This window comes from Pseudomonas sp. 14A, from assembly GCF_018132745.1.
In the GTDB taxonomy this organism is placed as follows: domain Bacteria; phylum Pseudomonadota; class Gammaproteobacteria; order Pseudomonadales; family Pseudomonadaceae; genus Aquipseudomonas; species Aquipseudomonas mercuritolerans.
On the sequence record NZ_JAGRQJ010000017.1, the window covers coordinates 13,918 to 29,242 of the forward strand.

Below are 15,325 nucleotides of genomic sequence, written 5' to 3' on the forward strand. Positions count from 1 at the left end.
CGCAAACCCCTTAGTTTGCGTGGCCTCGAGATCATTCGAAAAACTAAATTACAGATTTGCAAAAACAGCGGTTGACGCGGTAATGAGAATCGCTATGATTATCACAACTGGTCGCGAGATCAGTCGATATTCTGAAAAGCCCTTGGTTCGGACTCTCAGATTATCTCCTCATCAGGCTAATCACGGTTATTTGACCCGGTATTTTACCGGGTCTTTTTTTGCCTGTGGAAAAGTCATTTAGCGAATTGCTGGCGCATCTGCTCGCAGTAATCCGGCTTCGGCGTGGCCGGCGTGTACCAGACGTAATCGGCCATCGCCGCCGTTACCACATCGCCCTGCTCGGCCAGCATCAATACGATCGGCGCCTTGCCAGCGCCGAGATCCGACAGATGCAGCGGCACGCCGACATCCTTTCGCGCATGCCAGGCACCGGCCAGCAGAATCGAAGGCATCGGCGCCGCCAGCATGCGTTCGGCCATTCGCCGATCACGCTGTTGCTGAATCGCCAGCATTGCCGGCATCTGTGATTCGGGCAGCAGGCCGCAGTGGGATTCACTGACTTGCCCAAGCAAAGTTTTTTTAACCGAAAGCGCATTGCTGCGCGCACCGTTCAGAGCCGGTGGATTGCGGTAAAACGCGCGGATTTCGCTGTCATCGAGATTGGCCGCCAGCAACGGATACGGTTGCGTCAGGGCGAAGCGCACGATCGGCCCGTAAAGATTCCAGTCCCAGCCCTCTTGCCAGGCCAATGCCGCGGGCAGGTCTGCCGGAACGGATTTCGACTGGCGCGCCGCATCGACTTTCGCTTGTTGATCCGGCGTGAGCATTTCCAGCAGCAGACTGCCTTGGGCCCGTTGCTTGCCGAGCGCCTGCAACAGCCACAACTGTGCGGCATGGTGATCGGCATTGTCGTGCTGCTCACCGATGATCAAACGCTCAGGCTCAGCCAGACGCGTCAGCAATTGCTGCGCCGTAAGTACCTCGCCGCTGCGCAGATCGCGGATATCAGCGCCCACCGGCGGAACCGCCACGTGCTGACACCCCGCGAGCAACACCAGCGCCAACAACCACAATCCACGCATGCGACACCTCGATGATTGATCAGCGGGCGATGATCAGCGGATGCCCACGCTCCGGGTGCGGCTGCACCAATACCTCCAGGCCGAACACTGCTTTGAGCGTATCCGGGCGCAGCACCTGCTGCGGAGTATCCAGCGCAACCGGGCGCCCCTCCTCCAGCAACAGCACGCGATCACAATAACGCGCCGCCAGATTCAGATCATGCAGGATCACCAGTACCGCCGCGCCGCGATCGGCGAACTCGCGCACCGCCTGCAAGGTGGTGTGCTGATGCAGCGGATCGAGCATCGATGTCGGTTCGTCGAGCAACAAGGTTTGCCCGGCCTGACCCGGCCAGAGTTGCGCCAGCACCCGCGCCAGATGCACGCGCTGACGCTCGCCACCTGACAACGCCAGATAGCTGCGCCCACTCAGGTGCCCGGCATCGGCGGCGGCCAGCGCTGCCGCGACGATTTCGTCATCACGTACGCGCCCGGTCTGGTACGGCAAACGGCCCATGCCGACGACCTCTTCCACGGCGAAGGCAAAGTCCAGCGTCGAAACCTGCGGCAACACCGCCAGTCGTTGTGCCCGCTGCGTTCCGCTCCAGTGGCTCAACGCCTGACCTTCGAGCGAGACATTGCCGTCACTGGCGGGCAACTCACCACACAATGCGCCAAGCAACGTGCTTTTGCCGGCGCCGTTTGGTCCCAGCACGCCAAGCACTTGACCGGGTTCGAGCCTGAGCGTGACTCCACTGAGTACAGCTTTGCGGCCACGGCGGACATGCAGATTGTGCGCAGACAGCATCAGGCACGCCCTCGCAGCAGCAGATAAAGAAAGAACGGCGCGCCGATAAACGCAGTAACAATGCCGATCGGCAACTCCGCCGGCACCAGCGCCAGACGCGCCACCAGATCGGCGAGCAATAACAGGCTCGCACCGGCCAGCACCGAGGCTGGCAACAGAACTTTGTGATCCGGGCCGGCCAGCAGGCGCACCAGATGCGGCACCACCAGCCCGACAAAACCGATCATGCCCGCCGCCGCAACCGCCGCGCCAACGCCCAGCGCGGTGCAGAACACCAGTTCGCGCTTGAGCCGTTCGACATCGATGCCCAGATGACCGGCCTCGGATTCACCGAGCAACAAGGCATTCAATGCCTTGGCCCGACGCGGCAGCCACAGCGCCACGCCGATGGTGATGATCAGTAAGGGCCACAGTCGCGCGTAACTGGCGCCGTTGAGGCTGCCCAGATTCCAGAACGTCAGGGTGCGCAGCGCGGCGTCATCGGCCAGGTAAGTGAACAGACCGACCGCCGAACTGGCCAGCGCCGTCAGCGCGATACCGGCCAGCAACATGGTCGCCACATGCGTCTGACCGTTGCGCCGGCCCAGCCGGTAGACCAGCGCCGTCACCCCGAGCCCGCCAAGAAACGCACACACCGACAACAGATACGGCCCGAACCACTCCGGCAGGCCGCCGAATAACGAACCGCCGACAATCGCAATCGCCGCGCCAAGCGCCGCGCCACTGGACACCCCGACCAGCCCCGGATCGGCCAGCGGATTACGAAACAGGCCCTGCATTGCCACCCCCGACAGCGCCAGCACGCCGCCGACCGCCAAGCCGAGCAAGGTTCGCGGCAGGCGGATCTGGCCGAGAATCAGCTCAGCCTGCTCCAGACCTTGCGGCGCCAGCGGCACGCCGATCAGACGCAGCGCCGCGCGCAGGGTATCGAACAACGGCAGGCTCACCGGCCCCAATGCCAGCGACAGCCAGATCGCCAGCAGACACAGCAATGTCAGGCCGATAAACAAGCCACGGGGTTTGACCAGTGTGGTCATTGGCCGCCCTTGGCCGGGTAGAAGCCGTCCGTCAGGGTTTGCAAAGCAGCCGGCAGACGCGGCCCGAGGCCGCCCACCAGCAGAGTCGGATCCAGCTCCATCACCCGTCCGCTCTTGGCAGCACGGCTGGAATTGAGGATCGGGTTTTCCTTGAACAACGCGGCTTTTGCCGCCTCTCCCGTCAACGCTCGGTCAGCGAACACCAGCACTTCGGGATCGAGGCTGGCGAGGGATTCGACAGAAAACGGTTTGTAGCCGCTATGCGTCGCGAGGTTGTGCCCGCCAGCCTGTTGCAGCAACCAGTCCGCGGCGGTGTCTTTGCCGGCAATCAACGGCTTGCCGCCCGCATGCCCGAGCAACAGCAACACGCCGGGGGCTTTCTGTGTGGCCTGCACTTGGGCAACGCGCGCTTTCTGCGCCTGGAGTTGCTGTTGATAACTCTGCAGCAGCTGCGCCGCTTGGCTTTGTGCGCCGAGCAATTGGCCCAGATGGGTGACATTCTTTTCCAGCGTCGGCAGATCCGGCTGCGCCGAGAACAACTCGACCTTGACCTTGGCCGCTTTGACTTGCGCCAGAACCGGCGGCGGTCCCATTTCTTCAGTACCTATCAGAATGTCCGGGCGCAGGCTCAAGATGCCTTCGGCCGACAGGCTGCGCTGATAACCGATACTCGGCAGCGCCTGCAACGATTCGGGATGTTGGCTGGTGGTGTCGACCCCGACCAGCTTCGACTCGCCGCCCAACGCGCTGACCCATTCCGACAGCGCACCGCCGGCGCTGACCCAGCGTTGCGGTAAATCCGCCGCGATCGTCTGATGGCTGAGAAAAAGACCGACGCACAGCACGACAACGCGGGTTTTCAGACGCATACAAAGCTTCCTTGAACAAGGTTTCCCGGGCATCGGCGCAGCGAGCCAAGTATCCTCGGCAACGGCCAGACTTCAGTGGGAGAAGGTCGCCATTTGATAATTGTTTGCATTTGAACGTCAAGCTCGGACATATCCAGACACGAGCGGACATTAGAGGATAGCCATGAAGTTTCTCTGCGCCGGCAGCGATCTGGCCGAAGCCGGCAGTCGCGGTTTCGAAATCGAAGGCAAAAAGCTGTTTGCCGTGCGTCGAGGTGGCCAAGTCTTTGTCTATTTCAACCGCTGCCCACACCGGGGTGTCGGGCTGGAATGGCAGCCCGACCAGTTTCTCGACCCGAGCAACAGCCTGATCCAGTGCGCCACCCATGGCGCACTGTTTCTGATCGAGAACGGCGAATGCGTCGCCGGCCCCTGCGCCGGGCAGTCGCTCACGGCAATTGAATGCCGGGAAGATACACAAGGCGTTTGGATCGACGTTTAACCGTTTAGCCGCACATCAAGTCGGCGATCGATGACCATTTCTTCGTGGTCCAGGCGCACTCCGTAGGCCAACACCTCAACACCACAGGCGACCGCTTCACGCAGCGCCTCGGCGTAAGCCCAATCGATTTCCTCGGCCGGGCGCACGGCATCGATGCCGGTAAGGTTCACGCAGTACAACTGCACCGCCCGAATGCCGTCGCGCGCCAGATGCGCAAGCTCACGCAGGTGTTTGGCGCCACGCTGGGTCACCGCATCGGGAAACGCCGCCACCGCCGTGCCGTCGAAGCCCAAGGTGACGCTTTTGACTTCGACATACGCCGGGCCGCTGGGGTATTCGAGGCGGAAGTCGATGCGGCTTTTTTCCTGTCCGTAGGCAACCTCACGCTTCAACGCGGTAAAGCCGTTCAACTCGGTGATCACGCCGGCCTGCAAGGCTTCTTCGACCAATCCGTTGGCGCGTGCGGTGTTGACGCAAAATAGCCGGCCCTGCGGGGTTTCGCCAATTTCCCAAGTGCCGGGCAATTTGCGTTTCGGATCATTGGAGCGACTGAACCAGACCTGCCCGCCCTCGACCTGGCAGTTGAGCATCGAGCCGGTGTTCGGGCAGTGAATGGTCAGCAACTCGCCGTTAACAGTTTCGATATCGGCGAGAAAACGCTTGTAACGACGAATCAGCCGCGCTTCTTCCAGAGCAGGATAAAAACGCATCAGCCTTGCCAGCTCTTCAAACCAAGGGCAATTCGCTCAACCGCTTGCTGCAAACGTGCAAGGCTTTGTGTGTAAGCGAAACGCACGTGATGGCTGGCCTGATAACGACCGAAATCCAGTCCCGGCGTAAAGGCAACGTGCTCGGTTTCGAGGAAATGTCGGCAGAATGCGAAGGCATCACCGCCGAAACGGCTGATATCGGCGTACAGATAAAACGCGCCTTCCGGCTCGACGGCGATGTTGAAACCGAGTTCACGCAGCGCCGGCAGGAGGAAGTCGCGACGGCGCGCAAACTCGGCGCGGCGCTCTTCAAGAATCGCGATGGTGGCCGGCTCGAAACAGGCCAGTGCCGCGTATTGCGCCATGCTCGGCGCGCTGATGTAGAGATTCTGCGCGAGTTTTTCCAGTTCGCTGACCGCCGCTTCGGGCGCGACCAGCCAGCCCAGGCGCCAACCGGTCATGCCGAAATACTTGGAGAAACTGTTGAGGACAAAAGCGCTGTCATCAACCTCCAGCACACTGGCGGCATCGGTGCCGTAAGTCAGGCCGTGGTAGATCTCATCCACCACCAGATGCCCGTGTCTGGCTTTGATCGCTGTGGATAACCCGGCCAGCTCATCGCGCGTCAGCAGGGTCCCGGTCGGGTTGGCCGGTGACGCGACAAGGGCGCCGACGCTGTCGTGGTCCCAGTGCCGATCAATGAGATCCGGGGTCAGTTGATAACGCACATCCGGCCCCACCGGCACCAGTTGTGCCGCGCCTTCGACCAGACGCAAAAAGTGTCGGTTGCACGGGTATCCCGGGTCGGCGAGCAGCCAGTGTTTACCCGGATCGACCAACAGGGCACTGGCCAGCAACAGCGCGCCGGAGCCGCCCGGTGTGATCAGAATCCGCCGTGGGTCGATGTTCAGGCCGTATCGCGACTGGTAGAACCCGGCGATCGCCTCGCGCAGTTCGGGAATGCCGCGGGCGGCGGTGTAACGGGTCTTGCCGGCAGTCAACGCGGCCTGGCCGGCGCGAATGATCGGCTCGGCAGTGGTGAAGTCCGGCTCGCCGATTTCCAGATGAATCACATCGTGGCCTTCAGCCTGCAATTCATTGGCCCGCGCCAGCAGCGCCATCACATGGAACGGTTCGATCGCACGACTGCGCGCACTGTAGGGGCCCATTGGAATGCCTTCGACGGAAAAAAGAGACGATTCTACCTGTCTGCCGGAACGAGCGAGAACCCGTGAAGGTCACAGCCTCAAGAACGCTGGACTGTAACGATCTGAACGTACGCTCCAGGATTGACTAAAATCAGTGATTGAACAGGTCTCCCTTCCCACAGACACGGCTTGTCAGACATCTGCAAGCGCCACCCGCCGGGGGCTCGACATCCGGGAGTAGCGCAGGCTGATTTGATCTGGTAAGTTCGCCCGCTTGCAGCCGCAGGGCCGGCAGGTGTCGGTGATGGAGCAATCCTGCGCAATGGATTACAAGAGTAGAGGCGGTCTATTTCATGTCCACCCAAGCAAAGCAACAGCAGCAAGCGACGATCAGCGGCTTCGAACCTTATGTTCCGAAGGCGGGTGAAGAGTACATGGGCGCTCCGATGCGCGCGCACTTCACCAAGATCCTGAACAAGTGGAAACTGGACTTGATGCAGGAAGTCGACCGTACGGTTGATCACATGAAAGACGAAGCGGCCAACTTCCCTGACCCGGCCGACCGTGCCAGCCAGGAAGAAGAGTTCGCCCTCGAACTGCGCGCCCGCGACCGCGAGCGCAAGCTGATCAAGAAAATCGACAAAACCCTGCAACTGATCGAAGACGAAGAGTACGGCTGGTGCGAGTCCTGCGGCATCGAGATCGGCGTCAAGCGCCTCGAAGCCCGTCCGACGGCGGATCTGTGCATCGACTGCAAGACCCTGGCGGAAATCAAGGAAAAGCAGGTCGGCAAGTAATCTCGACCTGAACGAAAGACGGAGCGTGCGAACGCTCCGTTTTTGTTTCTGTGTTTTGCCCGCGGAACCTGCTTCTGCCTTTGTGGGAGCGAGCCTGCTCGCGAAAGCATCCCTTCAGACAGCTCATTATTGACTGACACAGCGCTTTCGCGAGCAGGCTCGCTCCCACAGAGGTAACCTGCTCAAATTCTGAATAGCCTTTATCGCCTCCATGACTGCCAAATCCCCCGCCTACATCGGCCGCTTCGCCCCCACCCCCAGTGGCCACCTGCACTTCGGTTCGCTGGTCGCTGCGTTGGCGTCCTATCTCGACGCCCGCTCCGTCGGTGGGCGCTGGCTGGTGCGCATGGAAGATCTCGATCCGCCGCGCGAAGAGCCCGGTGCGCAAGCGGCGATTCTGAAGGCGCTGGAAAGTTACGGCTTCGAATGGGACGGCGAAATGGTCCGCCAGAGCGATCGACACGCGGCTTATGCCGAAGTGCTCGATAGCCTGTTCAATCATGGCCTGGCCTACGCCTGCACCTGCTCGCGCAAACAACTGGAGCCCTATCACGGGATTTATCCGGGGTTTTGCCGTAATGCCGGGCATGAACAGCACGACGCCGCGATCCGCCTGCGCGTGCCGGAGCTGGAATACCACTTCATCGATCGCGTGCAGGGCGAATACCGCCAGCACCTGGGCCGCGACGTCGGCGATTTCGTGATTCGGCGGCGCGATGGTCTCTACGCTTATCAACTGGCCGTGGTGCTGGATGACGCCTGGCAAGGCATCACCGACATCGTGCGGGGCGCCGATCTGCTCGATTCGACGCCGCGTCAGCTTTATCTGCAAGAACTGCTCGGCCTGAAACAGCCGCGCTATCTGCATCTGCCGCTGATCACCCAGCCGGACGGCAACAAACTCGGCAAGTCCTACCGCTCGCCGCCGCTTGAAGCCGATCAAGCCACGCCGTTGCTGCTGCGGGCGTTGCGCGCGCTCGGGCAGAATCCCGGCGCTGAATTGGCGCACGCCTCGCCGCGCGAACTGCTGGCCTGGGGCAGCGTGCACTGGGATGCCGAGAAGATCCCGCGCACACTGACCCTGCCCGAAGCGCAACTGCAATGACGACACTTGCAGTCGCGCGCCCATCCGTTACCATCGCCGCACGTTTTCGGGCACGCGCATAAAAAAGAGAGGCCGGGATGTACATCTATCGCTTGGTCCTGCTTCTGGTCGTCGGGATCTACCTGTTCTCCCCCGCCATCATGGATTGGTGGATCGACGCAACGGGCGCCTGGTATCGCCCTTATCTGCTCTGGCTGATCCTGATTGTCGTGACCTTCATCCTGCAGAGCCAAAAAGATGCCGATGAGCTTTAGCCTGACCCAGATGATCCTGGTCAGCGCCGCCTACCTGGCGGCGCTGTTCGGCGTGGCCTGGGTCAGCGAACGGGGCATGATCCCGCGCGCGATCATTCGCCACCCATTGACCTACACCCTGTCGCTGGGGGTTTACGCCAGTGCCTGGGCGTTCTACGGCACGGTGGGCCTGGCCTATCAGTACGGTTACGGCTTTCTGTCCAGCTATCTCGGCGTGTCCGGTGCGTTTCTGCTGGCGCCGGTGCTGCTTTATCCGATCCTGAAAATCACCCGCACCTATCAACTGTCGTCGCTGGCCGACCTGTTTGCCTTCCGCTTTCGCAGCACCTGGGCCGGTGCGCTGACCACGATTTTCATGCTGATTGGCGTCTTGCCATTGCTTGCCTTGCAGATTCAGGCCGTGGCCGACTCGATCGGCATTCTCACCGGCGAACGTGTGCAGAGCCGCGTGGCGCTGGCGTTCTGTGCGCTGATCATTCTGTTCACGATTTTCTTCGGTTCCCGGCACATCGCCACGCGCGAGAAACATGAAGGGCTGGTGTTCGCGATTGCCTTTGAGTCGATCATCAAACTGGTCGCTCTGGGCGGCGTTGGCCTGTATGCACTGTATGGGGTGTTCGACGGCCCGCAACAGCTCGAGCTGTGGCTGCTGCAAAACCAGACCGCCCTCGCCGCCCTGCATACGCCGTTGCAGGAAGGCCCGTGGCGCACGTTGCTGCTGGTGTTCTTCGCCTCGGCGATCGTCATGCCGCACATGTATCACATGACCTTTACGGAAAACCTCAACCCGCGCTCGCTGGTCAGCGCCAGTTGGGGCCTGCCGCTGTTTCTGCTGCTGATGAGTCTCGCCGTACCGCTGATTCTCTGGGCCGGTCTGAAACTCGGCGCCACCACCGATCCGGAATATTTCACCCTCGGCATCGGCATTGCCGCCAACAGCAAACCGCTGGCCTTGCTCGCCTACGTCGGTGGCCTGTCCGCCGCCAGTGGCCTGATCATCGTCACCACCCTGGCCTTGTCGGGCATGGCGCTGAACCATCTGGTGCTGCCGCTCTATCAGCCGCCGGCCGAGGGCAACATCTACCGCTGGCTGAAATGGACCCGCCGGGCGCTGATCGTGGCGATCATCATGGCCGGTTTCGGTTTCTACCTGATGCTCGGCGTCGAGCAGGATCTGGCCAATCTCGGCATCGTCGCGTTCGTGGCGACCCTGCAATTTCTGCCCGGGGTGCTCTCGGTGCTGTACTGGCCGACCGCCAACCGCCGTGGCTTCATTGCCGGTCTGCTGGCGGGGATCACGGTCTGGGTGGTGACCATGCTGCTGCCGCTGGTCGGCAATCTGCAAGGTTTCTATATTCCGCTGCTGAACATGATCTACGTGCTCGACGACACCAGTTGGCACATGGCGGCCATCGCCTCGCTGGCCGCCAACGTGCTGATGTTCACCCTGATCTCACTGTTCACCAACGCCAGCCCGGAAGAAGCCAGCGCCGCCGAGGCCTGTGCGGTGGATAACGTGCGCCGCCCGCAACGCCGCGAACTGCACGCCGCCTCGCCGCAGGAGTTCGCCACGCAACTGGCCAAGCCGCTGGGTGCCAAGGCTGCGCAGAAAGAGGTCGAGCAAGCGCTGCGAGACTTGTATCTGCCCTTCGATGAACGCCGGCCGTATGCCTTGCGCCGGTTGCGCGACCGCATCGAGGCCAACCTGTCCGGCCTGATGGGGCCTAGCGTCGCGCAGGACATGGTGGAAACCTTCCTGCCCTATAAGGCTGGCGGCGAAAACTACGTCACCGAAGACATTCATTTCATTGAAAGCCGTCTCGAGGATTACCACTCGCGCCTCACCGGCCTGGCCGCCGAGCTCGATGCCCTGCGCCGCTACCACCGCCAGACCTTGCAGGAACTGCCGATGGGCGTCTGCTCGCTGGCCAAGGATCAGGAGATCCTGATGTGGAACAAGGCCATGGAAGAGCTGACCGGCATCGCCGCACAGCGAGTGGTCGGTTCGCGCCTGAGCACCATCGCCAACCCGTGGAAAGAATTGCTGCAAGGCTTCATCAACCTGCCCGACGAGCATTTGCACAAACAGCATCTGGCCCTCGATGGTCAGACCCGCTGGCTGAATCTGCACAAAGCGGCAATCGACGAGCCGTTGGCCCCGGGTAACAGTGGCCTGGTGTTACTGGTCGAGGATCTGACCGAAACGCAGATGCTCGAAGACAAACTGGTGCATTCCGAACGGCTGGCCAGCATCGGTCGACTCGCAGCGGGTGTGGCCCACGAAATCGGTAATCCGATCACCGGCATCGCCTGCCTCGCGCAGAACCTGCGCGAAGAGCGTGAAGATGACGGCGAGCTGACGGAAATCAGCGGGCAGATTCTCGAGCAGACCAAACGCGTCTCGCGCATCGTCCAGTCGCTGATGAGCTTCGCCCATGCCGGCAGTCACCAGCACAACGACGAACCAGTGTGTCTGGCCGAAGTCGCGCAGGACGCCATTGGCCTGCTGGCGCTGAACCGGCGCAATTTCGAAGTACAGTTCTACAACCTGTGCGATCCCGATCATTGGGTCGAAGGCGACCCGCAACGGCTCGCCCAGGTGCTGATCAATCTGCTCTCCAACGCCCGCGACGCCTCGCCGCCGCACAGTGCGGTACGGGTCAAGAGCGAAGCCGGCGAACACACGGTCGATCTGATCGTCGAAGACGAAGGCAGTGGCATTCCGTCGAGCATCATGGACCGATTGTTCGAACCTTTCTTCACCACCAAGGATCCGGGTGAAGGCACCGGTCTGGGCCTTGCACTGGTCTATTCCATCGTTGAAGAGCATTATGGACAAATCACCATCGACAGCCCGGCTGATGTACAAAGCCAACGCGGCACCCGTATCCGGGTGACCTTACCGCGTCATGTCGAAGCGACGTCCGCTGTGAACTGAGACCGTCGAGAGTATCGAATCAATGCCGCACATTTTGATCGTCGAAGACGAAACCATTATCCGCTCCGCCTTGCGCCGCCTGCTGGAACGCAACCAGTACCAGGTCAGCGAAGCCGGATCAGTGCAGGAAGCACAAGAACGCTTCACCATTCCTACGTTCGATCTGATCGTCAGCGACCTGCGCCTGCCGGGCGCTCCGGGCACCGAGCTGATCAAGCTCGGCCAGGGCACACCGGTGCTGATCATGACCAGTTACGCCAGCCTGCGCTCGGCGGTCGACTCGATGAAAATGGGCGCGGTCGATTACATCGCCAAGCCGTTCGACCACGATGAAATGCTCCAGGCGGTTGCGCGGATCCTGCGCGATCGCCAGTCGGCGCCGGCTGCCGGCGAAGCTACGGCGAGCAAGCCTGCCGCTGGCAATGGCAAAGCCGCTGTGGATAACAGCAATGGTGAAATTGGCATCATCGGCTCCTGCCCACCGATGCAGGACCTGTACAGCAAGATCCGCAAAGTCGCGCCAACCGATTCCAACGTGTTGATTCAGGGTGAGTCCGGTACCGGTAAAGAACTGGTGGCCCGCGCTCTGCACAATCTGTCGAAACGCGCCAAGGCGCCGATGATTTCGGTGAACTGCGCGGCGATTCCGGAAAGCCTGATCGAATCCGAACTGTTCGGCCACGAGAAAGGCGCGTTCACCGGGGCCAGTGCCGGTCGCGCCGGTCTGGTCGAAGCGGCGGACGGCGGCACCTTGTTTCTCGATGAGATCGGCGAACTGCCCCTCGAAGCTCAGGCGCGCTTGCTGCGGGTTCTGCAGGAGGGCGAAATTCGCCGCGTAGGTTCGGTGCAGTCACAGAAAGTCGATGTGCGCCTGATCGCTGCAACTCACCGCGATCTGAAGAGCCTGGCGAAAATCGGTCAGTTCCGTGAAGACCTTTATTACCGTCTGCACGTGATTGCCCTGAAGCTGCCGCCGCTGCGCGAGCGCGGCGCCGACGTCAACGAAATCGCCAATGCCTTCCTCGCTCGCCAGAGCGCGCGGATCAATCGCACCGACCTGAAATTCGCTGCCGATGCCGAACAGGCGATCCGGCACTATTCCTGGCCGGGTAACGTCCGTGAGCTGGAAAACGCTGTCGAGCGCGCGGTGATTCTCAGCGAAAGCCCGGAGATTTCGGCCGACCTGCTGGGCATCGACATCGAGCTGAGCGATCTGGAGGACGATGAGTTCATCGGTCTGCCGCCGCAAACCGGCGGTAACGCCAGCAACAGCAGCCATGAGCCGACCGAGGATCTGTCGCTGGAAGACTATTTCCAGCACTTCGTCCTCGAGCATCAGGACCACATGACCGAGACCGAACTGGCACGCAAACTGGGCGTCAGCCGCAAATGCCTGTGGGAACGCCGCCAGCGTCTGGGCATTCCACGGCGCAAGACCGGGGTTGCCAGCGAGAGCTGAGCGTTACCCACCGCGTGCGCGGGTAACGCATGACAATGTGAAAAAACTGTTACCGCAGTCGATTCACGTAACAGAAGCCGGGGTTATCGGTAACGAAACCCCGGCTTTTTTTCGCCCCTGCAAAACGGTTATATCGACCTAACCCCTTGTTTTACTGGGCTTGGCAAAAGTTGGCACGCACCCTGCTATATGTTTGGTACAAGAACAATAACAAGCAATGCACAAGACAATAAAAATAAGACGAATCGACTCACGCACAATAAAAACAAGACGGCGAGAGGCGCAGCTAACTGATTCTTTTGGAGAGGCGTTGTATTTGGGGCTTGCCCCACGACCAGGCCGAGAACAACAAAAACTGTCCTAAGACAGAGCCTGTACTGGTTGGATCGAGAGATCACTGCAATTCAGCGACCAAAGCAATCCGTTTGCTCTTGGCTCCCGATTGGGAGGGTCACGAGGGAAACACTTCGTGGCGAGGGCACTCAACAAAAACAAGAAGCCCGAATCAATAATAAAAAGAGCACGCAACTACTTCTTGGGGAGCTTCGGCTCCCCTTGTAGTTTCTCCCTTCTGCAAAAAATCCTCCGCTCTACCCCCGCTTCACCCTTGTAGCTTGCGGCTTTCAGCTCGAATCTGCTGTCTCCTACACCATCCCCCGACTAAATGCTAGAATCTGCGCCCATCATGCGGTCATTCTTTTGGTATGGCCGAACATTCCTTCAAACAGTGCATCCCATGCTGAAGAAGCTGTTCCAGTCATTCCGAACTCCCGTGCGTCGTACGCAACACATCCGCAGCACCCCTGAAGTGCTCAACAGCGGCCAACATTCGCTGCAGAAAACGCAGTTCAGCCGCTATGCGGTGAATATCGTCGAACGCCTGCAAGGTGCCGGTTACCAGGCTTATCTGGTCGGTGGTTGCGTGCGTGACATGCTGCTGGGCATCACGCCCAAGGACTTCGACGTCGCCACCAGTGCCACCCCCGAGCAGGTGCGTGCCGAATTCCGCAATGCGCGAATCATCGGCCGCCGGTTCAAGCTGGTGCACATCCATTTCGGTCGCGAAATCATTGAAGTCGCGACCTTCCGCGCCAACCACCCGGTCAACGAAGACGACGAAGACAGCAACCAGTCTTCGCGCAACGAGAGCGGGCGGATTCTGCGCGACAACGTCTACGGCACCCTGGAAGAAGACGCGCAACGCCGCGACTTCACCATCAACGCCCTGTATTACGATCCGGTCAGTGAGCGCATTCTCGATTACGCCAATGGCGTGCACGACATCCGCAATCACCTGATCCGTCTGATCGGCGACCCGAAGCAGCGCTATCAGGAAGACCCGGTGCGCATGCTGCGGGCCGTGCGTTTCGCCGCCAAGCTCAACTTCGGCATCGAGAAGCACACCGTGCAGCCGATCCGTGAATTGGCGCCGATGCTGCGCGAGATTCCGTCGGCGCGGCTGTTCGAAGAAGTGCTCAAGCTGTTCCTCTCCGGGCACGGCGCAATCACCTTTGAAATGCTGGTTGATCTGCAACTGTTCTCGCCGCTGTTCCCGGCCAGTGCCGAGGCGCTGGAATACAATCCGGAATATACCCACACGCTGATCAGCGAAGCACTGACCAACACCGACCTGCGCATCAAGCAGAACAAACCGGTGACCCCGGCGTTCCTCTTCGCCGCCCTGCTCTGGCCTGCGCTGCCGGCGCGCGTATTGCGTCTGCAGGAACGTGGCATGCCGCCGATTCCGGCGATGCAGGAAGCCGCTCACGAGCTGATTGCCGAGCAGTGCCAGCGCATCGCAATTCCGAAGCGCTTTACCATGCCGATCCGCGAAATCTGGGACATGCAGGAACGCCTGCCACGGCGCAGCGGCAAACGCGCCGATCTGTTGCTGGACAACCCGCGCTTCCGTGCCGGTTACGATTTCCTGCTGCTGCGTGAAAGCGCCGGCGAGGAGACCGATGGCCTCGGCGAGTGGTGGACCGATTATCAGGACGCCAACGACAGCGAGCGTCGCGACATGATCCGCGACCTCAGCGGCAAGGGCGACGATGCCAGCGGCGCGCCACGCAAACGGCGCCGCAGCGGCGGTTCCAAGCGCAAGCGCGCCGGTGCTTCGAGCGCGACGGGCGAGTAAGCGATGGAACGCATCTACATCGGCCTGGGCAGCAACCTCGCTGACCCGGCCGACCAGTTGCGCAGCGCCATCGCGGCGCTGGGGCAATTGCCGCAGACGAGCCTTGCCGGCGTCTCAGCCTTTTATCAAAGCGATTCGCTGTTGCCGGGCCAGCCTCGTTACACCAATGCCGTCGCAGCCCTCGACAGTTCGCTCGCACCGATCGAGCTGCTCGACGCCTTGCAAGCGATCGAAAACGCTCAGGGCCGCGAGCGTCTTGAGCGCTGGGGGCCACGCACGCTGGATCTGGATATTCTGCTGTTTGGCGATCGCCTGATCGATGAGCCACGGCTGAAGGTCCCGCATTACCAGATTCAGGAGCGCGCTTTCGTTCTCTATCCCCTGGCTGAACTGGCACCGCAGGATCTGCGCTTGCCCGATGGCCGCGCCCTTCCCGATCTGCTGGCCGCCTGCGCGTTCGTCGGCCTTGAACGCCTCTCCCACGCCTGACACGAATCCGTCGTGTAGGAGCTGCGGAACGC

General features: G+C 61.1%; 14 protein-coding genes. 8 read left to right on the top strand and 6 right to left on the bottom strand.

The window, feature by feature from the left end:
• Window positions 1-233: 233 nt before the first annotated feature.
• The 4 genes from PS14A_RS21085 to PS14A_RS21100 are packed head-to-tail and all read right to left on the bottom strand — an operon-like array spanning window position 234 to window position 3,775.
• Entirely contained in the window at window positions 234-1,082 is an 849-nt protein-coding gene (locus PS14A_RS21085; protein ID WP_212617148.1) for a ChaN family lipoprotein, read from the bottom strand.
• 19 nt (window positions 1,083-1,101) lie between these two features.
• Window positions 1,102-1,869 carry a heme ABC transporter ATP-binding protein gene (locus PS14A_RS21090; protein ID WP_130909924.1) on the bottom strand — a complete coding sequence of 256 codons (768 nt, stop codon included), beginning with the start codon at window positions 1,867-1,869 and terminating at the stop codon, window positions 1,102-1,104.
• Window positions 1,869-2,852, bottom strand: coding sequence for an iron ABC transporter permease (locus tag PS14A_RS21095; RefSeq protein WP_212617258.1), 984 nt, complete (start codon window positions 2,850-2,852; stop codon window positions 1,869-1,871). Before PS14A_RS21095 ends, PS14A_RS21090 begins: the two co-directional genes overlap by 1 nt.
• Before the next feature lie 50 nt (window positions 2,853-2,902).
• Window positions 2,903-3,775, bottom strand: coding sequence for an ABC transporter substrate-binding protein (locus PS14A_RS21100; protein ID WP_212617149.1), 873 nt, complete (start codon window positions 3,773-3,775; stop codon window positions 2,903-2,905).
• Between the two features lie 163 nt (window positions 3,776-3,938).
• On the opposite strand from PS14A_RS21100, the gene PS14A_RS21105 reads away from it, so the two are divergent.
• Window positions 3,939-4,256: a Rieske (2Fe-2S) protein gene (locus tag PS14A_RS21105; RefSeq protein ID WP_122506697.1), complete on the top strand. Its 318-nt coding sequence runs from the start codon at window positions 3,939-3,941 to the stop codon at window positions 4,254-4,256.
• On the opposite strand, the gene sfsA is transcribed toward PS14A_RS21105, so the two are convergent.
• Both sfsA and PS14A_RS21115 read right to left on the bottom strand, forming a co-directional pair.
• The gene (sfsA, locus tag PS14A_RS21110) at window positions 4,253-4,966 is read right to left on the bottom strand and encodes a DNA/RNA nuclease SfsA (RefSeq protein WP_212617150.1); all 714 of its coding nucleotides are present in this window, start codon (window positions 4,964-4,966) and stop codon (window positions 4,253-4,255) included. The genes PS14A_RS21105 and sfsA overlap by 4 nt on opposite strands.
• Entirely contained in the window at window positions 4,966-6,135 is a 1,170-nt protein-coding gene (locus PS14A_RS21115; RefSeq protein WP_212617151.1) for a pyridoxal phosphate-dependent aminotransferase, read from the bottom strand. Before PS14A_RS21115 ends, sfsA begins: the two co-directional genes overlap by 1 nt.
• A 332-nt stretch (window positions 6,136-6,467) precedes the next feature.
• Here PS14A_RS21115 and dksA point away from each other — a divergent pair, with 332 nt between their 5' ends.
• From dksA to folK, 7 genes are all read left to right on the top strand, one after another.
• A complete protein-coding gene (gene dksA / locus PS14A_RS21120) occupies window positions 6,468-6,911 on the top strand; it encodes an RNA polymerase-binding protein DksA (RefSeq protein WP_101157646.1) in 444 nt (147 codons plus the stop codon).
• 211 nt (window positions 6,912-7,122) lie between these two features.
• A complete protein-coding gene (gene gluQRS, locus PS14A_RS21125; protein WP_212617152.1) occupies window positions 7,123-8,016 on the top strand; it encodes a tRNA glutamyl-Q(34) synthetase GluQRS in 894 nt (297 codons plus the stop codon).
• 77 nt (window positions 8,017-8,093) lie between these two features.
• Complete coding sequence (locus PS14A_RS21130) at window positions 8,094-8,270, top strand: hypothetical protein (RefSeq protein WP_003176118.1); 177 nt, start codon at window positions 8,094-8,096, stop codon at window positions 8,268-8,270.
• Complete coding sequence (locus PS14A_RS21135) at window positions 8,254-11,208, top strand: sensor histidine kinase (RefSeq protein WP_161984088.1); 2,955 nt, start codon at window positions 8,254-8,256, stop codon at window positions 11,206-11,208. The genes PS14A_RS21130 and PS14A_RS21135 overlap by 17 nt, the downstream gene beginning before the upstream one ends.
• A gap of 22 nt (window positions 11,209-11,230) precedes the next feature.
• Window positions 11,231-12,667 carry a sigma-54 dependent transcriptional regulator gene (locus PS14A_RS21140; RefSeq protein WP_039761623.1) on the top strand — a complete coding sequence of 479 codons (1,437 nt, stop codon included), beginning with the start codon at window positions 11,231-11,233 and terminating at the stop codon, window positions 12,665-12,667.
• A 736-nt stretch (window positions 12,668-13,403) separates the two neighbouring features.
• Entirely contained in the window at window positions 13,404-14,804 is a 1,401-nt protein-coding gene (locus tag PS14A_RS21145; RefSeq protein ID WP_178083632.1) for a polynucleotide adenylyltransferase PcnB, read from the top strand.
• A gap of 3 nt (window positions 14,805-14,807) precedes the next feature.
• Window positions 14,808-15,293, top strand: a complete 486-nt coding sequence (folK, locus tag PS14A_RS21150; RefSeq protein WP_130909973.1) for a 2-amino-4-hydroxy-6-hydroxymethyldihydropteridine diphosphokinase — start codon at window positions 14,808-14,810, stop codon at window positions 15,291-15,293.
• Window positions 15,294-15,325 lie beyond the last annotated feature (32 nt).

Bases quoted from the DNA above. Each gene is read 5' to 3' on its own strand.
- PS14A_RS21140 (WP_039761623.1), top strand. From the start codon at position 11,231: ATGCCGCACATTTTGATCGTCGAAGACGAAACCATTATCCGCTCCGCC.
- PS14A_RS21145 (WP_178083632.1), top strand. From the start codon at position 13,404: ATGCTGAAGAAGCTGTTCCAGTCATTCCGAACTCCCGTGCGTCGTACG.
- gluQRS (WP_212617152.1), top strand. From the start codon at position 7,123: ATGACTGCCAAATCCCCCGCCTACATCGGCCGCTTCGCCCCCACCCCC.
- PS14A_RS21135 (WP_161984088.1), top strand. From the start codon at position 8,254: ATGCCGATGAGCTTTAGCCTGACCCAGATGATCCTGGTCAGCGCCGCC.
- PS14A_RS21105 (WP_122506697.1), top strand. From the start codon at position 3,939: ATGAAGTTTCTCTGCGCCGGCAGCGATCTGGCCGAAGCCGGCAGTCGC.
- PS14A_RS21090 (WP_130909924.1), bottom strand. From the start codon at position 1,869: ATGCTGTCTGCGCACAATCTGCATGTCCGCCGTGGCCGCAAAGCTGTA.
- PS14A_RS21115 (WP_212617151.1), bottom strand. From the start codon at position 6,135: ATGGGCCCCTACAGTGCGCGCAGTCGTGCGATCGAACCGTTCCATGTG.
- PS14A_RS21085 (WP_212617148.1), bottom strand. From the start codon at position 1,082: ATGCGTGGATTGTGGTTGTTGGCGCTGGTGTTGCTCGCGGGGTGTCAG.
- PS14A_RS21100 (WP_212617149.1), bottom strand. From the start codon at position 3,775: ATGCGTCTGAAAACCCGCGTTGTCGTGCTGTGCGTCGGTCTTTTTCTC.
- sfsA (WP_212617150.1), bottom strand. From the start codon at position 4,966: ATGCGTTTTTATCCTGCTCTGGAAGAAGCGCGGCTGATTCGTCGTTAC.
- folK (WP_130909973.1), top strand. From the start codon at position 14,808: ATGGAACGCATCTACATCGGCCTGGGCAGCAACCTCGCTGACCCGGCC.
- PS14A_RS21130 (WP_003176118.1), top strand. From the start codon at position 8,094: ATGTACATCTATCGCTTGGTCCTGCTTCTGGTCGTCGGGATCTACCTG.
- dksA (WP_101157646.1), top strand. From the start codon at position 6,468: ATGTCCACCCAAGCAAAGCAACAGCAGCAAGCGACGATCAGCGGCTTC.